This is a genomic window from Roseivirga sp. AWQ4_251 (assembly GCF_056158225.1).
Genome location: NZ_JBSWSW010000001.1, coordinates 2,998,895 through 3,020,883, shown reverse-complemented (window position 1 = coordinate 3,020,883; position 21,989 = coordinate 2,998,895). Strand labels below are relative to the sequence as shown.

Genomic DNA, 21,989 nt, shown 5'->3' with positions numbered 1-21,989 from the left:
TTTTATTAGGTAACTGAAATTATTAGAACTGCTATTTTATGCATTTCTAATGAAATTTGAAATACCCCTTCTGTTTTAAAAAGCCTTCGAAACTAGTAATATTTTGGATAATATAATGCAGTTCTGCATTAGGTATTTGTTTTATTTCTGCTAACGGCTTGAATTCCGTTTTAGTGATAATCTGATGGTCGGCACCCATTTCAGGGTCGGCACCAGTTTTAAGCTGTCCAGCCACGCTCCTTACTTTAAAAAATAATTCGATTCCATGCAGCGGTGGATCCAAGTATTCATGAACAAAAAGAAATTCTTCAACCGCTATTTCAAGTCCAGTTTCTTCCAAGAATTCCCTCTTTAGGGCTTGAGAAGCATCTTCGCCATATTCCATTCCACCACCAGGCGGAGCCCAAAGCGAACCTTTTTCGCCCAAGGCTAAATGGTGAACCAATAAAAGTCCTTCGTCAGTAATCAATATTCCACAAGCCCGAACCCGAAGTTTTTCTCCATAAGTAGCTTTGATTTTGGATTCGAGTGAGGTCATGCTGAAGAGATACTATATTTGCTCAAAATTTGAAAGGATGATAAAGATATTCAATCCCAACTTTAAATCAAGAATCGAAAAATTTCTTGAAAGGCAATATTTTATGAAGTTGGTAGGCTTTGATTTGAATGTGATTGAGGAAGGAACTACCGAGGGATGGCTTGACTTAAAGCAAGAACACCAGCAGCAAACAGGTTTGGTGCATGGGGGAGTGACGGCTACTGTGGCAGATATTGTTGCGGGTTTTGCGGCTTATACGGTTGTGCCGGAAGATCATCATGTGGTGACTGGTGAAATCAAGATTTCATATTTTGCAAAGGGTAAAGGCGATAGACTTCATGCTATTGGTAAGGTGATTAAACAAGGCAGAAAATTGAATTTTTGCGAAGCCGAAGTATGGTGTTATAATGGCGAGAAGAAAACATTGATAGCCAAAGCAACGACCACAATGGCGACTATTTTTCCTGAAGACTTAGCAGCAAAATAATTGGCAAAACCTTCCGCCATATTAAAAAGCAAATTTCCTTTTGAGCCCACCGAAGGTCAAAAAAGGCTCTTTTCTTTGTTTGATGAGTTTTTGTTGAACGAAGAACTGCACAAGCCCACTTTGATCATCAGAGGATACGCTGGTACGGGAAAAACAACGGTGGTGGGAGCAATCGTTAAAATGTTACCCTTTTTCAATATGCGCTATGTGCTTATGGCGCCAACTGGCCGAGCAGCCAAAGTAATGTCGGGCTATTCGCAAAGAACTGCTTTTACGATTCACAAAAAGATTTTTCAGCAGACTTCGGAGCCAGGAAGTGGTCTTCAGTTTTCTCGTCAAAAAAATTACCATAGCAACACATTATTCATTGTTGATGAAGCTTCTATGTTGTCAGATCAGTCGGATTATGGCACGCGCGGGCTTTTAACGGAACTGATGGATTATGTTTTTGAGAAGGAAGGAAATAGGCTATTGCTCATCGGTGATACGGCTCAGCTGCCCCCAGTGGGTAGCACTGAAAGCCCAGCACTGGAAACGACATACTTAAAAGCAACATTCAAAACGGATAGTTTTAGCACTGAGCTTACGGAAGTAATGCGCCAAGAAGAATCTTCAGGTATTCTATACAATGCCACACAACTGAGGCGTGAGCTTCCGAAAGAAAAGTTCGACATCAAATTTGTTACTGGGGCTTTCAAAGACATTTTCAAAATGACCGGAGAAAGGCTTGAAGATGGTTTGCGCTATGCTTACGATAAATATGGGGTAGATAATACGGTGATTGTCTGTCGATCCAACAAAAATGCAGTTCAGTATAACGAATATATCCGCAGAACCATTCAGTACCGAGAAGATGAGCTAGAGGCAGGTGATATTCTGATGATCGTTCGTAATAACTACCATTTTTTGCCCGAAAATGCACCGGGTGGTTTTTTGGCCAATGGCGACTTTGTGGAAGTAATGAAGATTGTCAGATTTGAAGAGTTTTATGGTCTTCGCTTCGCCACTTTATATGTGCAGCTTTTGGATTATCCAGATTTGGAACCTTTTGAAGCCAAGGTGATTTTAGACACGCTTCATTCTGCGGAAGCTTCGCTCAATAATCAACAATATAAAGCACTTTACGAACAGGTAGTGGCAGATTATGCCGATGTAGAATCGAAGGTGGAACGGATGAAATTGATTAAAAAGGATCCGTATTTGAATGCTCTCCAAGTCAAGTTTGCGTATGCATTAACCTGCCATAAATCACAAGGTGGACAATGGGACGCGGTTTTTGTAGACCAAGGTTATTTGAATGAAGAAATGGTCGATCGAGACTATGTGAGGTGGTTGTATACAGCCGTTACCCGAGCTTCCAAAGAATTGTTTTTAGTGAATTTCCATGCCAGATTCTTCTAGCATAGAAATTCATTTTAATCATTTAAAGCGACTTAGAAACTCCTAAAATCAGGAATACCCATCCTGCAATAAAACCTAAACCACCAATTGGAGTAATGGCTCCCAGCCAGGTCATGTTTGTAAGCGAAAGGGTATAAAGCGAACCGCTGAAAATTAGCATGCCTAAAACGAAGCTAATGGCTGCATAGTTGAAATAGCTATTCTGAAAATTCACCATCAACAGCCCTAAAAGAAAAAGGGCCAAAGTGTGATAGAACTGGTATTTCACACCAGTTTCAAACGTCTCAAGCCTGTTGTTGGCAGTTAAGGTGCTGGCTAATCCGTGGGCACCAAAGGCACCAATGGCTACTGAAAGTGCCCCGAAAATCCCTGCTAAAATCAATACTGTTTTTGCACTCATGCGTTTGTGTAATTTCTGTGTCCAAAAATAGCACTTCCAATTCGAACCATTGTACTGCCAGCTTCACAAGCTTCTTGATAATCGCTGGTCATACCCATTGAAAGTTCTTGCATGGAGATGTTTTTCGCATCTGTTTCCGATTTGATTTGCTCAAACAGTGACTTTAAGCCTTCGAATTCCTTTTTTACTTGAGCCATATTATCCGTGTTTGTAGCCATGCCCATCAATCCCAAAATGCGGATGTGCTTGAGGCTAGCGAATTCTTCACTTTTCAAATAATCCAGAAGTTCTTCTTCCGAAAAGCCAAATTTGGTTTCTTCTTTGGCAATATGTACCTGCAGCAAACAATCTATGGTTCGATTGTTTTTTTCGGCCTGCTTGTCAATTTCTTTGAGAAGGCGATCACTATCCACCGCATGAATTAAATGAACGAACGGAGCAATGTACTTCACCTTGTTGCGCTGCAAATGGCCAATCATGTGCCATTCAATGTCTTTGGGCAGGGTTTCCCATTTGCCAACCATTTCTTGCACCTTATTTTCGCCAAAACTTCTTTGGCCAGCCTCGTAAGCCTGTAACAAATCCTCGTTAGGCTTAGTCTTACTCACGGCAATGAGTTTTGCGCCATAAGGCTTTAGTAATTGAGCGTATTTTTCTATGTTGATTGCTATACTCATTTGAGCCACCTTAATTTCAGTAGTACTTTTGTTTTATCTTTGAACCCTTGCGTTGCCGCCAAAGTTAACGCAAATTAGCTTTGGACACGTTCAAGTCAAAAACCAGAATAGTAATAGATGCCAATATTAGGAACAATATTAAAAAAGGGAATCAAGCTTCGCGAAACCCTTGAACAAGATTATACCACTCCATACGAACTTCAAAAGAAAGAACTTTCCAAACTTTTAATTAGTGCCCGAAATACTCAATTCGGCCGAGAATATGATTTTGTTAGCATTTTGGAGTTTTTCAGGAATTTCGGTGGCCATGATTTTTTAGAAAAGTTCAAAGAGAATATTCCTGTTTGCGATTACGATAAAATCAACGAACACTGGTGGCATAAGAGCAGGGAAGGAGAAGAAGACGTTTGCTGGCCTGGAAAAACCAAGTTTTTCGCCTTGAGCTCTGGTACCTCTGGCGCAGCATCAAAATATATTCCCGTAACCAAAGATATGATTCGCCAGATCAGGCGAACTGGTACTCGACACATTTACACGCTTTCTAAATACGATTTGCCAGATAAATTCTTTCAGTCAGGTATGTTGATGTTGGGAGGAAGCACATCCTTGAATTTTTCAGGCAACTATTATTATGGCGATTTGAGTGGCATTACCACAGGCCAACTGCCATTGTGGGTTCAGGGTTTTTCGCGCCCAACGCCAAAAATCAAAAAGAATAAAGATTGGGCCACCAAACTGGAAGAAATCGTAGAATCGGCACCGAAATGGAATATCGGGATGATTGTGGGCGTTCCGGCTTGGATGCAGATTTTGCTTGAAAGAATTATTGAGCGCTACAATGTGAAACACATTCACGAGATCTGGCCAAACTTAGAAGCTTTTGTGCACGGAGGTGTTTCTTTTGAGCCATATAAAAAGGGTTTTGGCGAATTGCTCGGAAGACCAGTTCACTACATTGAAACCTATTTGGCTTCAGAAGGATTTCTGGCTTTTCAAGCCGAACCAAACAAACGTTCTATGCGCTTGGTGCTGAACAACGGCATTTTCTATGAGTTTGTGCCTTTCAACGATAAGAATTTCGATCAAGATGGAGTAATTGTTGAAAACCCTGAAACGGTGATGATCGATCAGGTAGAAGAAGGTCAGGATTATGCCCTTTTGATTTCTACTTGTGCTGGTGCTTGGCGATATCAAATTGGCGACACCATTAAATTCGTTGATAAGCGAAATTCAGAAATCATCATTACAGGTAGAACAAAGCACTTTTTGAGCCTTTGTGGAGAACACCTTTCCGTAGACAATATGAATCGAGCCATTGAATTGGCCGCAGAGGAATTAAACATTGGTGTGAAAGAATTCACAGTAGCGGGAATTCCTGATGGTACGCTCTTTTCGCACCATTGGTATGTTGGTACCGATAGTGAAGTAGATAAAGATGTGCTCTGCGAAAAGGTAGATCAACACTTGAAAGAACTGAATGATGACTATGCTGTGGAAAGAAGGCATGCATTGAAAAATGTGATTTTGGATGTTCTTCCCACAGAAGTATTTTATGATTGGATGCGTTCTGAAGGAAAGGAAGGAGGGCAGTCGAAATTTCCTCGCGTGCTTAAAAAAGAAAAATTAACCAGCTGGTTGAAATTTGTTTCAGAAAACACCGAGCTGGGCTAATGCATCCACTTACCAATGGAATATTGTTTGGGCTGCTTTTATGCGTCTTAATTGGGCCTGTATTTTTTGCCCTGCTACAGAATAGTATCGAAAAGGGGTTTCGTTCAGGGGTGTTTATGGCTATTGGCGTAGCCCTTAGCGATGCCTTTTACATAATAGTCACATATTTGGGTGTGTCTCAGTTTGTGAACAGTGATACGTTTAATATGTGGCTTGGCGGAATTGGAGGCGGTATTATGCTGGGCTTCGGCATTTTTTACTTACTAAAACCTGTGCCTGTAACTGGCGTAAAAGCCGATGCAAACGGAAATACACAATGGTTTCGTCAAGTTGTAAAGGGCTTTTTTCTCAATGGCGTTAATCCTTTTGTGCTCTTTTTTTGGATCGGTATTGTGAGTAAAATCTCATTGGATTTTGAGTATAACAACAATCAAGCAATTACCTTTTTTGTAGCGCTTGTTTGCACTGTTTTTTCAGTGGATGTACTGAAAGCTCATTTTGCCACCAAGCTTCGCGAAATTGTAACTGCGCGTTTTATGCGCATTATGAATCGCGTTGTGGGCGTTGCGCTTATCCTTTTTGCGATGCGTTTGTTGAACTTTGTGCTCGAAGGTTTTGGGATTGAACTGTTTGGTTAATCTTCTAAAATGTTGCTTACAAACGTGCTTTTTGAAAGCATAAATAGAATAAAGAAAACCAAACCCCATTTGGCATAAATAGGATAGAAATCGGTAGTGTTTTTGTAGCGGGTTTCTTTGATCTCAGCTTTTTCATATTGATCAATGAGCCCAAAAACATTCGCTAAAGCAGCATTGTCAGAAACACGGTAAAACTGACCTTCGCCAATCTTGGCAATCTCTCTTAGGTTCGTTTCATCCAATGTGTTTTCTACATAGTTAGGGCGACCAAAAAAGTCTTTTCCGTAAGGTACTTTTCCATCTTTACCAATGCCAATGGTGTAGATTTTAATTCCGTAAGCAGCAGCCAATTCAGCCGCTGTAATTGGGTCGATATTACCAGCGGTATTATCTCCATCACTGAGCAGAATCATTACTTTACTGGCTGCTGTAGACTCTTTCATTCTAACAGTGGCCATACCAATTGCACTTCCAATGGCAGTCCCTCTGTTTTCTATCTTATCGAAGTCAATTTCATTGTCAATAAAGTTGTAAAGAAGGTCGTAATCTGTGGTTAAAGGAGAAAGCGAATACGCGTCTCCTGAGAAGATCACAATCCCAATTCTATCTTGAAAACGACCTTGAATAAAGTCGCGAGCAGTTTTTTTGGCTGCTTCAAGTCGGTTTGGTTTGAAGTCTTCAATTTGCATGGATTCTGAAATATCAATCACCAGCATAATGTCGATACCTTCAGTCCATTGCTCAACCTGTTCGTTGGTTCTTTGTGGGCGGGCTAAAGCCAGTAAAAGCATGGTAAGGGCCAAGGCAACAAAAAGGTTTGGGATAATTCTTAAGTAGCTCGACCAGCTTCTTTCAATGTCCTGCTTGGGAAGAGCAACCGCCAATCTCTGTTTGATTTTTGTGCCAATCAACCATTTTAAAAAGAAGATGAGCAACAAAAGAGGAATGGCGAATAGAAAAATCTTAAATGCCCAATCAAAGGATTTAAATGCAGTAGGTGTAAACCACTCTAGTGAAAACCAATTGTATTTAAACTCGTCAAGCATTTTTAATTACTTCTGTAATGTGATTGTATCGGTCTTGGGTGAAGTCTTTTAAGAACTCAAAATCGTTTTGCAAAGCAGAAACAGCCGCTTTACTGTAAATGTTCTTATCGATAGACTTCAGTGTTTCTTCTAAGCTGGAACTATCCAGAAGAAGCACAATTTCTTTGGTGGTAAGCTTGGTCATTGGCAAGTTTTCAAGCTTTTCCATATAACTTTTCCAGAAGGCCAAAGTGTGTTCAATATTGGCTTTGGTTGTGTCTTGACTCAATTGGTCAATCTTTTCGTCAAAGCTAATTTTGAATTTCTCCAAGCTCTTTTGCATTCTGTATAGCTTAATGCGCTTATGGATTTCCTTGCCCCAAACGAGCATCACTACCAAGGCGATTACGCCTAAAATTATCAATCCAATAATGGCATAAGGATAATTGAATTGAAGGGAAACAGGTCGGTAATAAGCGTTTTCTTCCAGATTTACAGAGTCGGGTAATTGAGTGACTACTTGATCCAAAATTATGGAATCTGGCAAACTGAAATTCTCGATACTATCTTCCCCAACCATTAAATATACAGGGAGCGAAAGCTTCTGCACCGTGTCTATTTCGAAAGTGGTTAAGTAGTAAACCGCGCTGTCAATACTGTTTATGGTGTCGGAACGGGTGTCGAAATAAGATTTACTCACCAGTTCGAAAGGAGCAAAATTGTAGGTTGAATCTGGGAAAATAACAGGCCTGTTCTTTTTGTCAATATAGCTGAACACAAAAGGAACAGGTTCGCCTATTTTGACGCTGTCTTTCAAGAAAAAACCTCTGGGTTTAATTTCTTGAGCATAGGTTGCCTTAACGCCTGAGAGTAATAAGGCCAATAAAAAGGTAAATCTTATAAGCTTAATCACGTTTCAGGGATTTATTTCTCAGTTTGAAAAGTTTGATGAGTTGTGGAACGTAATTGTCTTTAGTATTAACTTCCAAATAATTGATCTGATGCTTTCTACAAAAGTTTTTAAGGTCACTTTTGTTCAAAGAATATCTTTTTTCAAGCTTATTTCTGAATTCTTTCGATGAAGTATTCACCCAGACTGTTTGCCTACTTTCTTTATCGTAAATAGGTACAATCCCTAAGTTTGGCAAGTTTGTTTCGCGGTCGTCTTTCAATTGAATTACTACCAAATCGTGTCTTCGAGCTAAAGTCTGAAGATTGCGCTCGTAGCCTTCATCTATAAAGTCGGAAATTAAAATCACTACGCTTTTCTTAGTAATGGCTTCTAAGGCCATTCCAATTGCTTTGTTGATGTTGGTTTTTCCCGATTTTGGTTTTAGCGAGTAAAGCTCATGAATAATGGCATAACCATGCTTATTGCCCTTGCCTGATTTTACAAACCTTTCTTTTTGGTCTGAAAAACAAATTAGGCCAACACGGTTTTGCTCTTTTATGGCCGAAAGCGTAAGTACAGAAGTAATTTCTTTACCGATATCAACCTTTTGTGCGCCAGGATTACCAATTTCTTGAGATCCACTCACATCCAAAAGGAAGAAAACAGTTTGTTCCTTTTCTTCCTTAAAGGTTTTTACAAAGGTTCCATGTCCTTTGGCCGAAACATTCCAATCGATGGTACGGGTATCGTCTCCATAGTGGTATTCCCTAACGCCATCAAACTCCAGCCCCGATCCTTTAAAAATCGAATGGTAGTCGCCCTGCATCTTTGAGTTGATAGCCTTGCGGATTTGAATTTCGTACTTTCTAAGCTTGGAAATGATGTGCTCCATAACAAAAGGCCAAAAATAGAATTAAATCGGGTTTATTCAGTGTCTAGAATCTTAAATTTGGTTAACGGACATTCTGCCACTGTGCAGAATACGTTACCTTTACAACTTAAGTTAAAAACGAAAGTAAAATATAACTGAAGCGTGAGTGTAAAAAAGCTTTTTTTGTTGGCGGTAGCATGTTTGTTTGTGGCTTGCAAGTCTGAACACAAAGTGCCCGAAGATTTGATTGCAGAGGGCAAAATGATTGAGCTCATTGTAGACATTAGAGAGGCAGAAGGTAAAGTGGGCAGTTTGAACCTTCCTGCAGATTCTTCAGAAAAACTTTACAAGTTGGTTGAAAGAAGAATTTTTGAGGAACATAATGTTGACAGCACCGCTTATAAAAATAGCTACCAATATTACCTGCTCAACGCAGAAGAAGGCCTCAAAATTTCCGATGCCGTACTCGATAGCCTTAAGGTGAGGCAACAAATTAATAACAAGAAAAAATAGCCAGACATTACTGAATGCTATATCCCCGAAATCTAGAAGAAAAATTAGGGTTTGATAAAATTAGAACCCTTTTAACAGAAAAATGCGAAAGCTCACTTGGTCGAAATTATGTAGACAAAGTGAAGTTTTCTTCCGATAAAAATCACATCGATCGCTGGTTAGAACAAACCCATGAGTTTACCAGAATTATCAGCAGTGGAGAACTGTTTCCAAACTCAAATTATATCGATGTAGCGGCTCATCTCAAAAAGGCTCAAATCCATAATTCTTTTCTTTCTGAAGAAGAGTTTTTCGATCTGCTTTTGGTTTTTAAAACTGTAGACAAGTGTTTGGATTTCTTTCAGGAAAAAAGAGATGAATATCCTCAGTTGGCCGAACTTACCCATCCCGTATTGTGGAACGATGAGTTGCTTTGGTCTTTGGAAAGGAAATTTGACGAACGAGGTAAACTCAAAGACAACGCCTCTGACTTACTTTTTGAGATCAGAAAGGGCATCCAAACCGAGCGGCAACGCCTAAGAAGGGTTTTGGATAGCATTCTGAAAAAAGCTCAAAAGGAAGGTTTTACACCGGAAGATGTTTCCATTACCATTCGTGAAGGCCGCATGGTAATTCCGGTTTTGGTAGAGCACAAGCGTAGAATAAGAGGCTTTATTCATGGAGAATCTGCAACAGGGCAAACGGTGTATTTAGAGCCGGGCGAAGTGCTGGAAATCAACAATGAGGTTCGTGAACTTCAATATGCTGAGAAGCGAGAAGTGATCAGAATTCTTACGGAATTAACCGATGAACTACGACCTGAACTTGAAAATCTTTCAGGTTTGATGCAGTTCTTGGGTTTGATAGATTTTATCAGAGCCAAAGCCAGAGTGGCAATGGATATTGATGCGGTAAAACCTCAATGGAGCGAGTCCAAAGGTTTTGATTGGCACGATGCTAGGCACCCTTCTTTGTTGCTTTCATTCAAGGCGTTGGGGAAAAATGTAGTGCCGCTTGATATTTCACTAAGTGCTGAAAATCGAATTTTAGTTATTTCTGGTCCGAATGCTGGAGGAAAAAGTGTTTGCTTGAAAACAGTTGGACTTCTTCAATATATGTTTCAGTGTGGGCTTTTGGTTTCTGTAGACGAGCGCTCACGTTTTAGTCTGTTCAAAGATTTGTTCATCGATATTGGCGATGAACAGTCTATAGAGAACGATTTAAGTACGTACAGCTCCCATTTGGTGAACATGAAAAACCTTCTGGGGCATGTGAATAAATCCAGCTTGTTTTTGATTGATGAGTTTGGAACGGGTACAGAACCTCAATTTGGAGGTGCCATTGCAGAAGCTATTTTGGATGAACTTAGAAGTTCCAAAGGGATGGGCGTTATCACAACGCACTATGGCAACTTAAAAGAATACGCAGACAAGAATAGTGGCTTGGTAAATGGCGCTATGAAGTACGACCTAAAAGAACTTCAGCCTTTATATCATCTGGAAATTGGCAAGCCCGGTAGCTCTTTCGCTTTGGAGATTGCCCGAAAAATCGGCCTGAATAATAAGACCTTGGAATACGCCAAATCTAGAGTCGGCATCAAGCAAGTTTCTGTAGATCAGCTTCTAGGTCAATTGGAGAGCCAGCAATACGAACTGCAGAAGGCTGAGCGAAGAATAAAGGTTAGAGAAAAGGAATTGGATGAGCTCACGAGTTAATATTCCGAATTGAAAAGTCATTTGGAAGGCCAGGAGAAGAAGATTCTCAATAATGCCAAGCGAGAAGCCAAAGCTTTGTTGGATGAGGCCAATCGCGAGGTAGAACAAGTGATTCGTGAAATTAAAGAAGCTCAAGCTGAGAAAGAAAAGGTAAAACAGGCACGCCAAAAGCTTGAAAAGGCAAAAACCAAAACGAAGGTAATTTCCGAAGAACCTGAAAAGGTAGAAGTATCAAACGGAGAAATTGAAGCGGGCAGTTATGTGAGAATTAAGGGCCAAGAAACGATCGGTAAGGTTCTTTCCATAAAAGGAAAAGATGTAGAACTTTCTATTGGCGCTTTGACCTCGATCGTAAAGCTAAACAGGTTAGAAAAGGTTACTAGAAAGGAGAGAAGAGAAGTTGGTAATTCAGTGGCTCCGAAGGGAAGTATTTCTCTAAATGATAAAATGGCCAATTTCAACACCAAACTCGATATTAGAGGTTACAGAGCAGAGGAGGTAATTCCTAGACTAGAACAGTGGGTGGATGAGGCTATTCTTTTGGGAATGAACGAACTTCAAATTTTGCATGGTAAGGGAAATGGCATTTTACGACAGATTGTTCGAAACCATTTGGGAACTTACAAAGAAATTCATCAAATGAAGGATGAACATGTAGACCGAGGAGGTGCTGGTATTACCATTGTAACCATGAAATAACTTTAATTCATTATAACAAAAAAGGCTTTCAACCACGGTTGAAAGCCTTTTTTGTTAATGTTTTTTCTATTTATTGTTTCTGCAAATTGAAAACATATGTTCCGCTTAGGCCTGCTGCTAAACCACCTGGGCGTGTGTAGTTAATCGAAAGTGAGAAAGTGCCAGATGCTGCATTAAAGTTGCTGATAGTTACAGGGTTGCTTGAATCTCCATCCAAAATCACTTGATTGATAGAACTTCCCAAAGCCCATGTTCCTGAAGATTTGAAAACAGGGTCATTATCTGTTGTAGTGTAAGTGTTAGATGAAGTGCTTGTCTTAAGAGTCAATGTGAAATTATCATATTCGTCATTAGGCTCACCATCTCTAGTTACTGAAACAGCTTCATATGTTACACCAGTTGTTCCAGCTAAATCAATCAATCTTTGTTCTTCTGGAGTAGGGGTTGGAGTGTCATCTCCGCCACCACCACCACCTCCGCAAGAAGAGAGCGAAAGAGAGGCTATAGCGAGAAAAATTAGGGCGATGTGTTTAATCTTCAGCATTGTAAATTCTTTATAATGTCAATTATAATTATAAAAACTTAAAGTAGTAATCCGTTTGGAGAAAACTTATTTAAAATCTGGAATATGAACGACCTCGTTACAGAAATCGTATTCATATTTCTGATTTGAGCTTATGATCAAAAGTTTCTTGGAAAGAATCGCTTTTACGTTCTGTAGATACCAAGCCGTTCCTTGTTCATCTAAGTTCGAGGTGGGTTCATCTAAAAAACAGATTGGGCTTTCAGAGAAAAATGCAAGGCCCAATTTTAGTCTCTGCTTCATTCCAGAAGAGAAATTCTGAATCAACTTGTCCTTGTCTTTTTCCAGATAAACCTTTTCCAAAAAGCCTTCAATGGTGAGGCCACTTTGTAGGGTTTTAAATTTGAAATGAAAAGTCAGAAATTCGAGCAGGGTAAATTCTTCGATCAGTTCTAAGTAAGGGGTTACTATGTCGAACTGTTTATAGTAGTTGTCGAGAGGAATTAGGGTTTCCCCCTTTTTGTATTCTATTGTGCCTTCTGTGGGAGGGAAATATCCTGTGAGTAGTTGAAGAAGGGTTGATTTTCCACTTCCGTTCGGGCCTGTAATTGCATAGGATTTGCCAGGCTCGAACGAAAAGGATAGGTTTCTGAAAATCCATTCTTTGGCATATTTCTTACCAAGATTTTCAACCTTAATTAACATCATTATCTAGCGGTGTAGCCTTTCATAACACCTCTGTCAGAATTTCTAAAGAAGTTGATGATCTCATCTCTTTCCTTAGAAGGAGTCATTTCTAACTCAACCAAATCGAGTGCTTTGGAATTGTTTAGGCCTTTCAAGAATATGTATCTGTAAACTTCTTGTATTTCGGCAATTTTCTCATTGCTGAAACCTCTTCTTCTTAGCCCCACAGAATTGATGCCTGCGTAGCTCAATGGCTCTCTTCCTGCTTTGGTGTAAGGAGGTACATCTTTTCGAACTAAGGAACCACCAGAAACCATAGTGTGAGCACCGATTTTTACAAATTGGTGAACTGCTGCTGCCCCACCTACAATGGCCCAATCTTCAATGGTTACGTGACCGGCCAATTGAACCGCATTTACTAAAATACAATTATCGCCAATAATGCAATCGTGGGCTACGTGCGTATAGGCCATAATCAGGCAATCTTTCCCAATAACGGTTTTTTTGGTAGCGTGTGTTCCTCTATTTAAGGTAACACATTCCCTAACCACAGTGTTGTCGCCAATTTCTAAAACCGTTTCTTCTCCACCAAATTTTAAATCTTGGGGAATGGCTGAAATAACCGCTCCTGGGAAGATTTTTACGTTCTTTCCAATTCTGGCGCCTTCCATGATAGTAACATTGGGGCCAATCCATGTGCCTTCATCGATTACGACATTTTTGCTGATCGTAACAAATGGTTCAATTACCACATTGCGGGCAATCTTGGCTTCTGGGTGAATGTATGCTAGCGGTTGATTCATTGATTCTTAACAATTCTTGCTGTCATTGAGGCTTCGCAAACGAGGCTGTTTCCTACATATGCGTAGCCATTCATTTGTGCGATGCCACGTTTGATCGGGGCGGTAAGTTCGCACTTAAATTTAATGGTATCGCCAGGGATTACCATTTTACGGAATTTACACCTGTCGATTCCTAAGAAATAGGGAGTGTAATTTTCAGGATCAGGTACAGTGTTCAATACTAGAATTCCTCCAATCTGAGCCATGGCTTCCACTTGAAGTACGCCTGGCATAACAGGATTACCTGGGAAATGCCCCATAAAGAAGTGCTCGTTCATGGTTACGTTCTTAATTCCACAAACCACTTTTTCGTCTAGATGAATGATTTTGTCAATCAGCAAAAATGGATACCTATGAGGTAAAATTTGCATGATTTGATTGATGTCCATCACTGGTTCGATCTTGGGATCGTATTGAGGAGCAGAGTTTTTGGCAGCTTGCATTTCCTTTTTAAGTTTTTTGGCAAAAGCAACATTTGCTGCGTGCCCAGGGCGAGCTGCTAAAATTTGTGCTTTTATAGGGCGACCCGCTAAAGCCAAATCTCCCACAACGTCTAACAGTTTGTGGCGAGCGGGCTCGTTTCTATGTCTCAACTCTACATTATTCAGAATGCCTTCTTTTTTGACTTCAACTTTAGGTTTGTTGAAAAGGCCAGCTAAATAATCGAGTTCTTCATCCTTAACTACTCTATCAACAACCACGATGGCATTATTTAAATCGCCTCCTTTAATAAGGTTGTTTTTATAGAGCATTTCAAGCTCGTGCAAAAAACAGAAAGTTCTGCTCGATGAAATTTCCTTTTTAAAATCTCCGATATGATTGAGAGAAGCGTGCTGGCTACCCAAAACTGGAGAATTGTAGTCTACCATTACAGTGACTCTGAAATCGTCTAATGGTAAAGCTGCAATCTCAACGTCTCTGTCCGGATCTTTATAGCGAATACTCTCAGTTACTTCATAGAAGTCTCTCAATGCATTCTGTTCTACAAAACCAACGGTTTCTAGTGCATCAATAAACATGCGTGAACTTCCATCCAATATTGGAGGTTCAGGGCCATCTATTTGAATGAGAACGTTATCTATTTCCAGCCCGACCAAAGCGGCTAGGGTATGTTCAACTGTATTGATTCTTGCACCGTTGTGCTCAATAGTGGTGCCTCTTGAAAGATCCACAACGTAATCAACATCAGCATCTACAATAGGCTGATGTTCTAAATCTATCCTTTGGAATTTAATTCCGTGATGGGGTGGAGCAGGTACAAACGTCATGTTTGAAATTACTCCGGTATGTAAACCTACGCCCGATACCGTTACCGGCTCTTTGATCGTATGTTGTTTGCTCTTCATGCTTTTTTCAAAAATTCGCCAAAGTTAACGCTTTTTTTCCAGTTCATTGACCCTGTGAAGTAGTTCTGGAAGTTTTCTCAATGCGATACTTACTTTCAAAAATTCACGGTGATCCATGATAGGGCTACCTGTATAAATGCCCTGTTGTTTTATAGTTTTTGGAACTCCCGATTGAGGTCCAATAATGGTTTTATCGGCAATGGTTAAATGGCCTGTAATACCGGCTTGGCCCCCGATCATTACATTTTCGCCAATTTTTGCACTACCCGAAATGCCTACTTGCGAAGCAATGGCTGTATTCTTTCCAACTTCCACATTGTGAGCTATCTGAACAAGGTTGTCGATTTTTGCTCCTTTGTGAATAATGGTAGAACCCATTGTAGCACAATCCACTACGGTGTTTGCCCCTATGTCTACATTGTCGTGAATAATCACATTTCCTGTTTGGGGAATCGCCTTGTAAGTTCCATCAGGTTGAGGGGCATAGCCGAAACCATCGCTGCCCACAACTACTCCTGAATGTAAAATACATTGGTTTCCCACTTTGCAATTGGCGTAAATCTTCACTCCAGAATGCAGGGTTGTGTTCTCTCCAATTTCAACATTATCACCAATGAAGCAGTGTGGGTTTATTTTAGTTCCCTTTCCGATTTTTACATTTTCTCCAATGTAGGAAAAAGCACCCAAGTAAACATCTTCGCCTATGGTGCTGCTTTCGCTTTGGAAAGAAGGTTGTTCAATACCGGTTTTTACTTTTTGAGTAAGCTTTTGGTATTCTTCTAATAGTTTAGAAAAGCTGGAATATGGGTCGTCTACACGGATGAGTGCGGGTTCAATTTCCTTTTTTAATTCAAGGTCTTTTTTTACAATAATGGCACTGGCTCCAGTAGAGTAGATGTAGTCAGTATATTTGGGGTTGGCTAAAAAAGCAATGCTGCCTTTACTTGCTTCTTCAATTTTTTCAAGCCTGTTAACCTTTTGATTTCCATCTCCTTCTACCTTTCCTTCAATAAGTTGAGCGACTTGCTGTACTGATAATTCCATTCATAAAATTTTGGATGTCACAAAGATATGTCTTTTGGCCAGCAACGATAATATTTACGGACGATTTTACTCATGGCTTTGATGTTCGGTAAATCAGCGGCTTCAGTAACGCTTCTTACCTTACCCGATTTCGAGTATATCAGAATTTCTTTGTCCGAATCTGAGGTCAGGTAAGCATTGTTGGTGAGCTTGCCATGCATAAAGAAGTACTTCACTTCTTTGGGGTCTATATTGTAAGCTTCGGCAATTTTAGCTTCGTTGGCTTTGATTTCCTCACGGCTAGGTGGTTCATTGGAGATTTGAATTCTAAACAGGTTTCTATTCAACAACATGCCACACAGTTTTGAAAGAATTGGGTCGTCATGATGCACCCACATTTTAACTGCTCCCCAAAGATCGTAGTCATCAAGCTGAAGAAATGCCTCTAAGATTTTAGCGTCTTCTGCAAAACTCTCAATTCCAATTTTCTCTTTTAAGAAAATGCCTAACGCTGGAGTATAGAAAAGGTCGTCATTTTTTCTTACCAACTTTCGGGCTCTCTTAATGATGCTGATGAGCATTTTCTCAGCACTAACACTGGCTTTGTGCAAGTAAACCTGCCAGTACATTAGTCTTCTGGCACTTAAAAAGTTTTCAATGCTGTAAATTCCTTTTTCTTCAACTACGAGTTGGCCATCTTTTACATCGAGCATTTTAATGATTCTGTCGGCTCCAATGGTTCCTTCAGAAACACCCGTAAAAAAGCTGTCTCTTTTAAGGTAATCCAGCCTGTCAATATCCAATTGGCTCGAAACTAGTTCAGTCAGGAACTTCTTATGGTAATTGCCATTAAAGATTTCCAAGGCCATGGTTAACTTTCCGTCAAATTCCATGTTAAGCCTTGAGATAATCATGCGTGAAAGGTGTTCGTGAGGAACATCTTCCAATAGGCTAAATTCAAGGGCATGAGAAAAAGGTCCATGACCTACATCGTGGAGTAAAATGGCTAGCGAAGCAGCCTCAAATTCTTCATCGGTAATTTCAACTCCCTTGTTTCTAAGGTTTTCCAGCGTTGCGCTCATCAGGTGTTTAGCACCCAGTGCATGATGGAAACGCGTATGGTGGGCTCCTGGGTAAATCAACTCAGTAAGGCCAAGTTGTTTTATTCTGCGCAGGCGTTGAAAATAGGGGTGATCAATGATATCGAAAATGAGCTCGCTTCTGATAGTGATGAACCCGTAAACCGGATCATTGATAATCTTTCTTTTGTTCAAAGTTTGTGCTTTAATTCCTTTAAATTCGACCCTTATTGCTAAAGCGAAGCTATGCAAAGATATAACATTTTATGGGCAGACGATGAGATAGACCTGCTTAAGCCGCATATACTTTTTTTAACTGACAGAGGTTATGATATAACTCCTGTAGCCAGCGGGGCCGATGCCCTGGAACAAGTGGAGAATAAACTCTTCGATGTTGTTTTTCTGGATGAGAATATGCCGGGCATGACTGGCCTTGAAACGCTGAAATATATTAAGAATAAAAGGCCTTCTTTGCCTGTGGTGATGATTACCAAAAGCGAAGAAGAAAGTATAATGGAAGAGGCTATCGGCTCGCACATTGCCGATTATTTGATAAAACCGTTGAACCCCAGCCAAATTCTGCTTTCTGTAAAGAAGATTTTAGATAACAAAAGGCTGGTTACAGAAAGAACCAATCTTGAATATCAGCAGGAATTCCGAAACATCAGTATGGCATATAATGAATATATGGACCATAATGAATGGGTTGAAATTCATAAGAAGTTGGTGTATTGGGAACTGGAAATTGATAAAACGGAAAATAAGAGCATGGCTGAAGTGCTCGAAATGCAGAAGACCGAGGCCAATAGCAATTTTGCCAGCTTTGTAATGGACAATTATGAAGATTGGCTCAACGATGCTGATATTGATAGACCTTTGCTTTCAAATAATCTATTGAAAAACAAGGTCTTTCCTGTGGCACAGAAGTCTCCAGTTTTCCTCATTATCATCGATAATTTGCGGTACGATCAATGGAAAGTTATCGAAGAAGATATTTCTCCCTATTTCAATGTCGAAAGCGAAGAAGCCTATTATTCTATTCTTCCCACAACTACGGCTTATGCCCGAAATTCCATTTTTTCAGGATTAATGCCTTTAGAAATGTCCAAGAAACATCCTGATTTATGGGTTGGAGATGAAGGTGATGACGATGAAGGAAAGAATAATAACGAAGAAGAATTCTTAAAAAGGCAGTTGGACAAACTGAGATTGAACCTCAAAACCAGTTACCATAAAATCATCCATTCGGCTCAGGGCAAGCAGCTGAATGATCAGTTCAATAATCTTCTGCAGAACGATTTGAACGTGGTGGTTTACAATTTTGTGGATATGCTTTCTCATGCAAGAACCGACATGCGAATGATTCGTGAATTGGCTGCCGATGAATCTGCATATCGTTCGCTTACCAAATCCTGGTTTTTGCATTCCCCTTTATTCGATCTGCTGAGAATGATTAGCGATAAGGGCATGAAGGTGATGATCACTACGGATCATGGAACCTATAGAGTGAAAAAGCCCTATAAGATTGTGGGGGATAAAAACGTGAACACCAATTTGAGGTATAAACATGGTAGAAATTTGGGTTATAAGGAAAGTGGCCTTATTTACACCGTTCGTGAGCCGGAAAAAATTCATTTGCCACGCCCAAATGTTTCTACTTCATATGCATTCACTACCGAAGATTTATTTTTCGCTTACCCCAACAATTACAACCATTACGTGAAATATTATCGCGACACTTTCCAGCATGGTGGCATTTCCATGGATGAAATGATTATTCCTTTTATTTCGCTAAATTCGAAAAGGGCTTAATGGAAACTCAAACGCTCATATCCCATGGGTTGAATGACCTAAATCAAGTGGCAAAAACTATTGCTGAATTTGGTTCAGGCTATAGAATTTGGCTGTTGATGGGCCATATGGGAGCAGGGAAAACCACACTCTCCAAAGCTATTGGTGAAGAACTGAAAGTGATGGATATTGTGCAAAGTCCCACGTTTTCTTTGGTAAATGAATATGCAACCGAAGATGGAGGAACCGTTTACCACTTCGATTTTTACAGAGTAGAAGAGGTAGAGGAAGCCTTAAATATTGGTGTTGAAGAGTATTTTGATAGTGGCCATTTGTGTTTGATAGAATGGCCAGAAAATATAAGTGAGCTGATTCCTGATGAATACTTGAAAATCGAAATTGAAGTACAGGAAGATGATACGCGCAAAATTAAATTAACCAAACATGACTGAGGGAAAAAAAACGGGCTTTGCCGCATTGGCTCAAGAAGGTAGCCTTTATCCACAGGAAAAGCTGATGATGGCAAAATCAGGACAGAAATCGCTTAAAATAGCCATTCCTACTGAAGTTTCTTTTCAAGAAAATCGTGTTTCCTTAACTCCAGCGGCTGCTGGAATTCTGATCAATAATGGTCAAGAAGTTTGCGTAGAACAAAATGCGGGTAAAAACTCATTTTTTCCCGATGCGGAATACAGTGAGCTGGGCTCGCAAATTATGTATTCTAAAAAGGACATTTTCGAAGCCAACATAATTGTAAAAGTAGAGCCTCCAACACTTGAAGAAATCGAGTTAATGAAACCTGGTTCTACACTCTTTTCAGCTCTGCAAATAGGGAGGGCTTCTTCCAAATATTTTGAAGCCCTAAACCGAAAAAAAATCACGGCCATCGGCTTTGAAATGCTCGAAGATAAAGTGGGCGGTTTGCCCATTGTAAACGCCATGAGTGAGCTGGCTGGAAGTATGGCCATTCCGATTGCATCTGAGTTGATGAGCACTATTAATGGTGGAAAGGGGATTATTTTAGGGGGAATTACGGGTGTTCCTCCAACTAGGGTAATTATTCTAGGTGCGGGAACCGTTGGCGAATATGCTGCCAGAGCGGCTCTTGGTTTGGGAGCAGAAGTTAGGATTTTCGATAATGAAATTTACAAACTGCGAAGAATCAAGCATAAACTTGCCAATCAAGCCTTCACTTCCACGATAGATTCGGTAACTCTGGCTCAGTCATTAAGATCGGCCGATGTTGTGATTGGTGCTTTGAGAGCTGAAAAGGGAAGAGCAAGATGTGTGGTTACAGAAGAAATGGTTTCTCAAATGAAGCCAGGTTCGGTAATCATCGATGTCTCAATCGACCAAGGAGGCTGTATTGAAACTTCTGAATACACCAGCCACGACAAACCAACTTTTAGAAAATACGAGGTAATTCATTATTGCGTGCCCAATATTGCATCTAGAGCTGCGAGAACCGCATCTACAGCTTTGAGCAATATTTTGACCCCTGTATTGCTGAAAATTGCCGATGTAGGAGGGGTAGATGAAATAATGAGCACTTACAGCTGGTTTTGTAAGGGAGTTTATGCTTATAAGGGAAGTACAACCAATTTGAGCATTGCCAAGAAATTCAGCCTTCCTTATAAAGATTTGATGTTGCTAATGGCTGCTCGTTTTTAACGAGAAGAAAGAATATGCTGACTTATGGTGGCGAAAATCTCTTTCGGCACACTGCTTTTTTCGTCTTTATTTAAGAGTTCATCGAGTTCGCTCAACCCAATGCGATTGTGCAGTGCTTCTTGATTATCGAATTTTTGGTAGGCCATGGTCCAATTATCAAACAATCTGTCTTTGATTTCTTGCATATGAATGGTGATAACATTCTTATGTCGCGTATCCTTTTTGATTTTTTCGTAGAGTTCATTCAACAAGTTGAATTCTCCTTCTAGGATTTGAAGAAATTGCCCGTGGTGAAAAAGCAAGCAGCCAGTAATCTCATGCTCTTCGTTAAAATTTCGCGCTGTGGCCAGTATTTCATCAATCTGTTCATCGTTCAAATCAGGAGTGGCTTGGCTGTGGTAAATGATTTCGAAAAGCATAGTTCGTGTTTTAATTAGTTCGTGTTCTCCTTGTGATCAGCTTTATCAAGATAGGTTTCTTTTTCTAAACTCGTTTGGCGTTTGTCCAGTCATTCGTTTAAATGAGCGAATAAAATTGCTGGAATCCGCATAATTCAGCAAAAAGGCAATGTCGTCAATCGATAAATCTTGCCTTTGCAAATAAGAAAGAGCGAAGTCCTTTCTTAATGAATTGATTATCTCCTTAAATGTTTTGCCTTCTTGCGCTAATTTTCGTTGTAAGGTTCTGGTACTTAGGTTTAAATGATCTGCAACTTGCTCAATATTGGGGAATTGAGGTTTTATCATTTGAGCGATCGAGGTTTTCACTTCTTCAGAAAAACCACTTGTTTGCCTTAGCCGCGATATTTTTTCTTCGGCATGAGTTACCAAGATTCTCAAAAGATGGTAATCGCTGGTTAAAATGGGCTGTTCTATTTGCTCTTTTTCAAAGAAAAGGGCCGTTTCTGCTTTACCAAAACTAATCGGGCATTGCAGAACTCTTTCATACTCAGAAATGTCGTTAGGCTTCGAAAAGGCAAAGTGGATATGATGTGGCAGGTATGGTTTGCGTGTGAGCTCCTGATATTGTTTTAGCGTGAAAACTATTGCGCCATCTGTGGTGTGTTTTACAGCTTCTGGCGACTGAGAAAGCCACACATTTTCAGGGGTGAAGGTTAGTTTATAGAAATTCTTTTCTTCGGTAAGTTGAGTGGGTAAAGAACTGCAAGCTAGCAGTGAGAATTCACATGTGTATTCAATAGCCTGCTTTACTGAATCACAATTTTGGGTGATTTGCGCAATTAGACCTGCGGCAGCCAAATGCATCGATTCTCCAAAGTGGAGGCCTAAAAAATCATCTTTGGTGGTTTCTACAGCTCTTTCTAAAATTCGGTTATACTTGATTGAATCAAGCTGAGGGTTTTCATGAAAAAGACTTGATGCAGTTTCTTCAGCTATGCTTAAAAGTTCTTCTTTTTGAGCGCCTCTTTTGGCGGAAAACTCAATTAAGCTCAATACAAATCGTCCGTTAAAGGCCATGAATAAAAGTACTGAAATGGCGTCAAATGACAATAGGTTGTCA

Annotated in this window: 22 protein-coding genes and 1 pseudogene; 9 read left to right on the top strand and 14 right to left on the bottom strand. The window is 40.1% G+C overall.

Features of this window, described 5'->3' with window-relative positions:
- Positions 1-46 precede the first annotated feature (46 nt).
- On the bottom strand, positions 47-538 hold the full coding sequence (locus ACXACJ_RS13245) for an NUDIX domain-containing protein (protein WP_475134913.1): 492 nt from the start codon (positions 536-538) through the stop codon (positions 47-49).
- A 37-nt stretch (positions 539-575) separates the two neighbouring features.
- Here ACXACJ_RS13245 and ACXACJ_RS13240 point away from each other — a divergent pair, with 37 nt between their 5' ends.
- Together ACXACJ_RS13240 and ACXACJ_RS13235 are read left to right on the top strand one after the other, a co-directional pair.
- Positions 576-1,025 carry a PaaI family thioesterase gene (locus ACXACJ_RS13240; RefSeq protein WP_475134912.1) on the top strand — a complete coding sequence of 150 codons (450 nt, stop codon included), beginning with the start codon at positions 576-578 and terminating at the stop codon, positions 1,023-1,025.
- Entirely contained in the window at positions 1,026-2,426 is a 1,401-nt protein-coding gene (locus tag ACXACJ_RS13235) for an ATP-dependent DNA helicase (RefSeq protein WP_475134911.1), read from the top strand. It abuts the gene before it with no gap.
- Positions 2,427-2,448: 22 nt separating this feature from the next.
- On the opposite strand, the gene ACXACJ_RS13230 is transcribed toward ACXACJ_RS13235, so the two are convergent.
- Complete coding sequence (locus tag ACXACJ_RS13230; protein ID WP_475134910.1) at positions 2,449-2,826, bottom strand: DUF423 domain-containing protein; 378 nt, start codon at positions 2,824-2,826, stop codon at positions 2,449-2,451.
- Positions 2,823-3,503, bottom strand: a complete 681-nt coding sequence (locus tag ACXACJ_RS13225) for a YggS family pyridoxal phosphate-dependent enzyme (RefSeq protein WP_475134909.1) — start codon at positions 3,501-3,503, stop codon at positions 2,823-2,825. The genes ACXACJ_RS13230 and ACXACJ_RS13225 overlap by 4 nt, the downstream gene beginning before the upstream one ends.
- Positions 3,504-3,620: 117 nt before the next feature.
- Between ACXACJ_RS13225 and ACXACJ_RS13220 the strand changes: the two genes are divergently transcribed.
- Positions 3,621-5,174 (top strand): GH3 family acyl-acid amido synthetase, encoded by a 1,554-nt coding sequence (locus tag ACXACJ_RS13220; RefSeq protein WP_475134908.1) that lies wholly within the window; start codon positions 3,621-3,623, stop codon positions 5,172-5,174.
- The gene (locus ACXACJ_RS13215) at positions 5,174-5,812 is read left to right on the top strand and encodes a LysE family translocator (protein WP_475134907.1); all 639 of its coding nucleotides are present in this window, start codon (positions 5,174-5,176) and stop codon (positions 5,810-5,812) included. Before ACXACJ_RS13220 ends, ACXACJ_RS13215 begins: the two co-directional genes overlap by 1 nt.
- On the opposite strand, the gene ACXACJ_RS13210 is transcribed toward ACXACJ_RS13215, so the two are convergent.
- Genes ACXACJ_RS13210 through ACXACJ_RS13200 form a run of 3 tightly spaced genes read right to left on the bottom strand, consistent with a single transcriptional unit; the run spans position 5,809 to position 8,621 of the window.
- Positions 5,809-6,858 (bottom strand): VWA domain-containing protein, encoded by a 1,050-nt coding sequence (locus ACXACJ_RS13210; RefSeq protein WP_475134906.1) that lies wholly within the window; start codon positions 6,856-6,858, stop codon positions 5,809-5,811. The genes ACXACJ_RS13215 and ACXACJ_RS13210 overlap by 4 nt on opposite strands.
- Positions 6,851-7,750, bottom strand: coding sequence for a hypothetical protein (locus ACXACJ_RS13205; protein WP_475134905.1), 900 nt, complete (start codon positions 7,748-7,750; stop codon positions 6,851-6,853). Before ACXACJ_RS13205 ends, ACXACJ_RS13210 begins: the two co-directional genes overlap by 8 nt.
- A complete protein-coding gene (locus ACXACJ_RS13200) occupies positions 7,743-8,621 on the bottom strand; it encodes a DUF58 domain-containing protein (protein WP_475134904.1) in 879 nt (292 codons plus the stop codon). Before ACXACJ_RS13200 ends, ACXACJ_RS13205 begins: the two co-directional genes overlap by 8 nt.
- Before the next feature lie 141 nt (positions 8,622-8,762).
- Between ACXACJ_RS13200 and ACXACJ_RS13195 the strand changes: the two genes are divergently transcribed.
- Positions 8,763-9,113, top strand: coding sequence for a DUF4296 domain-containing protein (locus ACXACJ_RS13195; RefSeq protein ID WP_475134903.1), 351 nt, complete (start codon positions 8,763-8,765; stop codon positions 9,111-9,113).
- A 14-nt stretch (positions 9,114-9,127) separates the two neighbouring features.
- Positions 9,128-11,506 (top strand): annotated as a pseudogene (locus ACXACJ_RS13190) (endonuclease MutS2).
- 70 nt (positions 11,507-11,576) lie between these two features.
- Here the strand turns inward: ACXACJ_RS13190 and ACXACJ_RS13185 are convergent.
- From ACXACJ_RS13185 to ACXACJ_RS13160, 6 genes are all read right to left on the bottom strand, one after another.
- Entirely contained in the window at positions 11,577-12,050 is a 474-nt protein-coding gene (locus ACXACJ_RS13185) for a hypothetical protein (protein WP_475134902.1), read from the bottom strand.
- Between the two features lie 66 nt (positions 12,051-12,116).
- Positions 12,117-12,737 (bottom strand): ABC transporter ATP-binding protein, encoded by a 621-nt coding sequence (locus ACXACJ_RS13180; protein WP_475134901.1) that lies wholly within the window; start codon positions 12,735-12,737, stop codon positions 12,117-12,119.
- Positions 12,737-13,519, bottom strand: coding sequence for an acyl-ACP--UDP-N-acetylglucosamine O-acyltransferase (gene lpxA / locus ACXACJ_RS13175; RefSeq protein WP_475134900.1), 783 nt, complete (start codon positions 13,517-13,519; stop codon positions 12,737-12,739). The genes ACXACJ_RS13180 and lpxA overlap by 1 nt, the downstream gene beginning before the upstream one ends.
- The gene (locus ACXACJ_RS13170) at positions 13,516-14,904 is read right to left on the bottom strand and encodes a bifunctional UDP-3-O-[3-hydroxymyristoyl] N-acetylglucosamine deacetylase/3-hydroxyacyl-ACP dehydratase (RefSeq protein WP_475134899.1); all 1,389 of its coding nucleotides are present in this window, start codon (positions 14,902-14,904) and stop codon (positions 13,516-13,518) included. Before ACXACJ_RS13170 ends, lpxA begins: the two co-directional genes overlap by 4 nt.
- Before the next feature lie 24 nt (positions 14,905-14,928).
- Entirely contained in the window at positions 14,929-15,948 is a 1,020-nt protein-coding gene (lpxD, locus tag ACXACJ_RS13165) for a UDP-3-O-(3-hydroxymyristoyl)glucosamine N-acyltransferase (RefSeq protein ID WP_475134898.1), read from the bottom strand.
- A gap of 17 nt (positions 15,949-15,965) precedes the next feature.
- Complete coding sequence (locus tag ACXACJ_RS13160; protein WP_475134897.1) at positions 15,966-17,201, bottom strand: HD domain-containing protein; 1,236 nt, start codon at positions 17,199-17,201, stop codon at positions 15,966-15,968.
- A 51-nt stretch (positions 17,202-17,252) separates the two neighbouring features.
- Between ACXACJ_RS13160 and porX the strand changes: the two genes are divergently transcribed.
- Genes porX through ACXACJ_RS13145 form a run of 3 tightly spaced genes read left to right on the top strand, consistent with a single transcriptional unit; the run spans position 17,253 to position 20,468 of the window.
- Complete coding sequence (porX, locus tag ACXACJ_RS13155; protein WP_475134896.1) at positions 17,253-18,818, top strand: T9SS response regulator signal transducer PorX; 1,566 nt, start codon at positions 17,253-17,255, stop codon at positions 18,816-18,818.
- Entirely contained in the window at positions 18,818-19,249 is a 432-nt protein-coding gene (tsaE, locus tag ACXACJ_RS13150) for a tRNA (adenosine(37)-N6)-threonylcarbamoyltransferase complex ATPase subunit type 1 TsaE (protein ID WP_475134895.1), read from the top strand. The genes porX and tsaE overlap by 1 nt, the downstream gene beginning before the upstream one ends.
- Positions 19,242-20,468: an alanine dehydrogenase gene (locus ACXACJ_RS13145; protein ID WP_475134894.1), complete on the top strand. Its 1,227-nt coding sequence runs from the start codon at positions 19,242-19,244 to the stop codon at positions 20,466-20,468. Before tsaE ends, ACXACJ_RS13145 begins: the two co-directional genes overlap by 8 nt.
- Here the strand turns inward: ACXACJ_RS13145 and ACXACJ_RS13140 are convergent.
- Both ACXACJ_RS13140 and ACXACJ_RS13135 read right to left on the bottom strand, forming a co-directional pair.
- A complete protein-coding gene (locus ACXACJ_RS13140) occupies positions 20,465-20,887 on the bottom strand; it encodes a BLUF domain-containing protein (protein ID WP_475134893.1) in 423 nt (140 codons plus the stop codon). The two genes, ACXACJ_RS13145 and ACXACJ_RS13140, sit on opposite strands and share 4 nt — an antisense overlap.
- Positions 20,888-20,932: 45 nt before the next feature.
- The gene (locus ACXACJ_RS13135) at positions 20,933-21,946 is read right to left on the bottom strand and encodes an AraC family transcriptional regulator ligand-binding domain-containing protein (RefSeq protein ID WP_475134892.1); all 1,014 of its coding nucleotides are present in this window, start codon (positions 21,944-21,946) and stop codon (positions 20,933-20,935) included.
- Positions 21,947-21,989: the final 43 nt, after the last annotated feature.

Bases quoted from the DNA above. Each gene is read 5' to 3' on its own strand.
- ACXACJ_RS13220 (WP_475134908.1), top strand. From the start codon at position 3,621: ATGCCAATATTAGGAACAATATTAAAAAAGGGAATCAAGCTTCGCGAA.
- ACXACJ_RS13210 (WP_475134906.1), bottom strand. From the start codon at position 6,858: ATGCTTGACGAGTTTAAATACAATTGGTTTTCACTAGAGTGGTTTACA.
- ACXACJ_RS13225 (WP_475134909.1), bottom strand. From the start codon at position 3,503: ATGAGTATAGCAATCAACATAGAAAAATACGCTCAATTACTAAAGCCT.
- ACXACJ_RS13215 (WP_475134907.1), top strand. From the start codon at position 5,174: ATGCATCCACTTACCAATGGAATATTGTTTGGGCTGCTTTTATGCGTC.
- ACXACJ_RS13240 (WP_475134912.1), top strand. From the start codon at position 576: ATGATAAAGATATTCAATCCCAACTTTAAATCAAGAATCGAAAAATTT.
- lpxD (WP_475134898.1), bottom strand. From the start codon at position 15,948: ATGGAATTATCAGTACAGCAAGTCGCTCAACTTATTGAAGGAAAGGTA.
- ACXACJ_RS13185 (WP_475134902.1), bottom strand. From the start codon at position 12,050: ATGCTGAAGATTAAACACATCGCCCTAATTTTTCTCGCTATAGCCTCT.
- ACXACJ_RS13245 (WP_475134913.1), bottom strand. From the start codon at position 538: ATGACCTCACTCGAATCCAAAATCAAAGCTACTTATGGAGAAAAACTT.
- ACXACJ_RS13180 (WP_475134901.1), bottom strand. From the start codon at position 12,737: ATGATGTTAATTAAGGTTGAAAATCTTGGTAAGAAATATGCCAAAGAA.
- lpxA (WP_475134900.1), bottom strand. From the start codon at position 13,519: ATGAATCAACCGCTAGCATACATTCACCCAGAAGCCAAGATTGCCCGC.
- porX (WP_475134896.1), top strand. From the start codon at position 17,253: ATGCAAAGATATAACATTTTATGGGCAGACGATGAGATAGACCTGCTT.
- ACXACJ_RS13145 (WP_475134894.1), top strand. From the start codon at position 19,242: ATGACTGAGGGAAAAAAAACGGGCTTTGCCGCATTGGCTCAAGAAGGT.
- ACXACJ_RS13170 (WP_475134899.1), bottom strand. From the start codon at position 14,904: ATGAAGAGCAAACAACATACGATCAAAGAGCCGGTAACGGTATCGGGC.
- ACXACJ_RS13135 (WP_475134892.1), bottom strand. From the start codon at position 21,946: ATGGCCTTTAACGGACGATTTGTATTGAGCTTAATTGAGTTTTCCGCC.
- ACXACJ_RS13230 (WP_475134910.1), bottom strand. From the start codon at position 2,826: ATGAGTGCAAAAACAGTATTGATTTTAGCAGGGATTTTCGGGGCACTT.
- ACXACJ_RS13140 (WP_475134893.1), bottom strand. From the start codon at position 20,887: ATGCTTTTCGAAATCATTTACCACAGCCAAGCCACTCCTGATTTGAAC.
- ACXACJ_RS13200 (WP_475134904.1), bottom strand. From the start codon at position 8,621: ATGGAGCACATCATTTCCAAGCTTAGAAAGTACGAAATTCAAATCCGC.
- tsaE (WP_475134895.1), top strand. From the start codon at position 18,818: ATGGAAACTCAAACGCTCATATCCCATGGGTTGAATGACCTAAATCAA.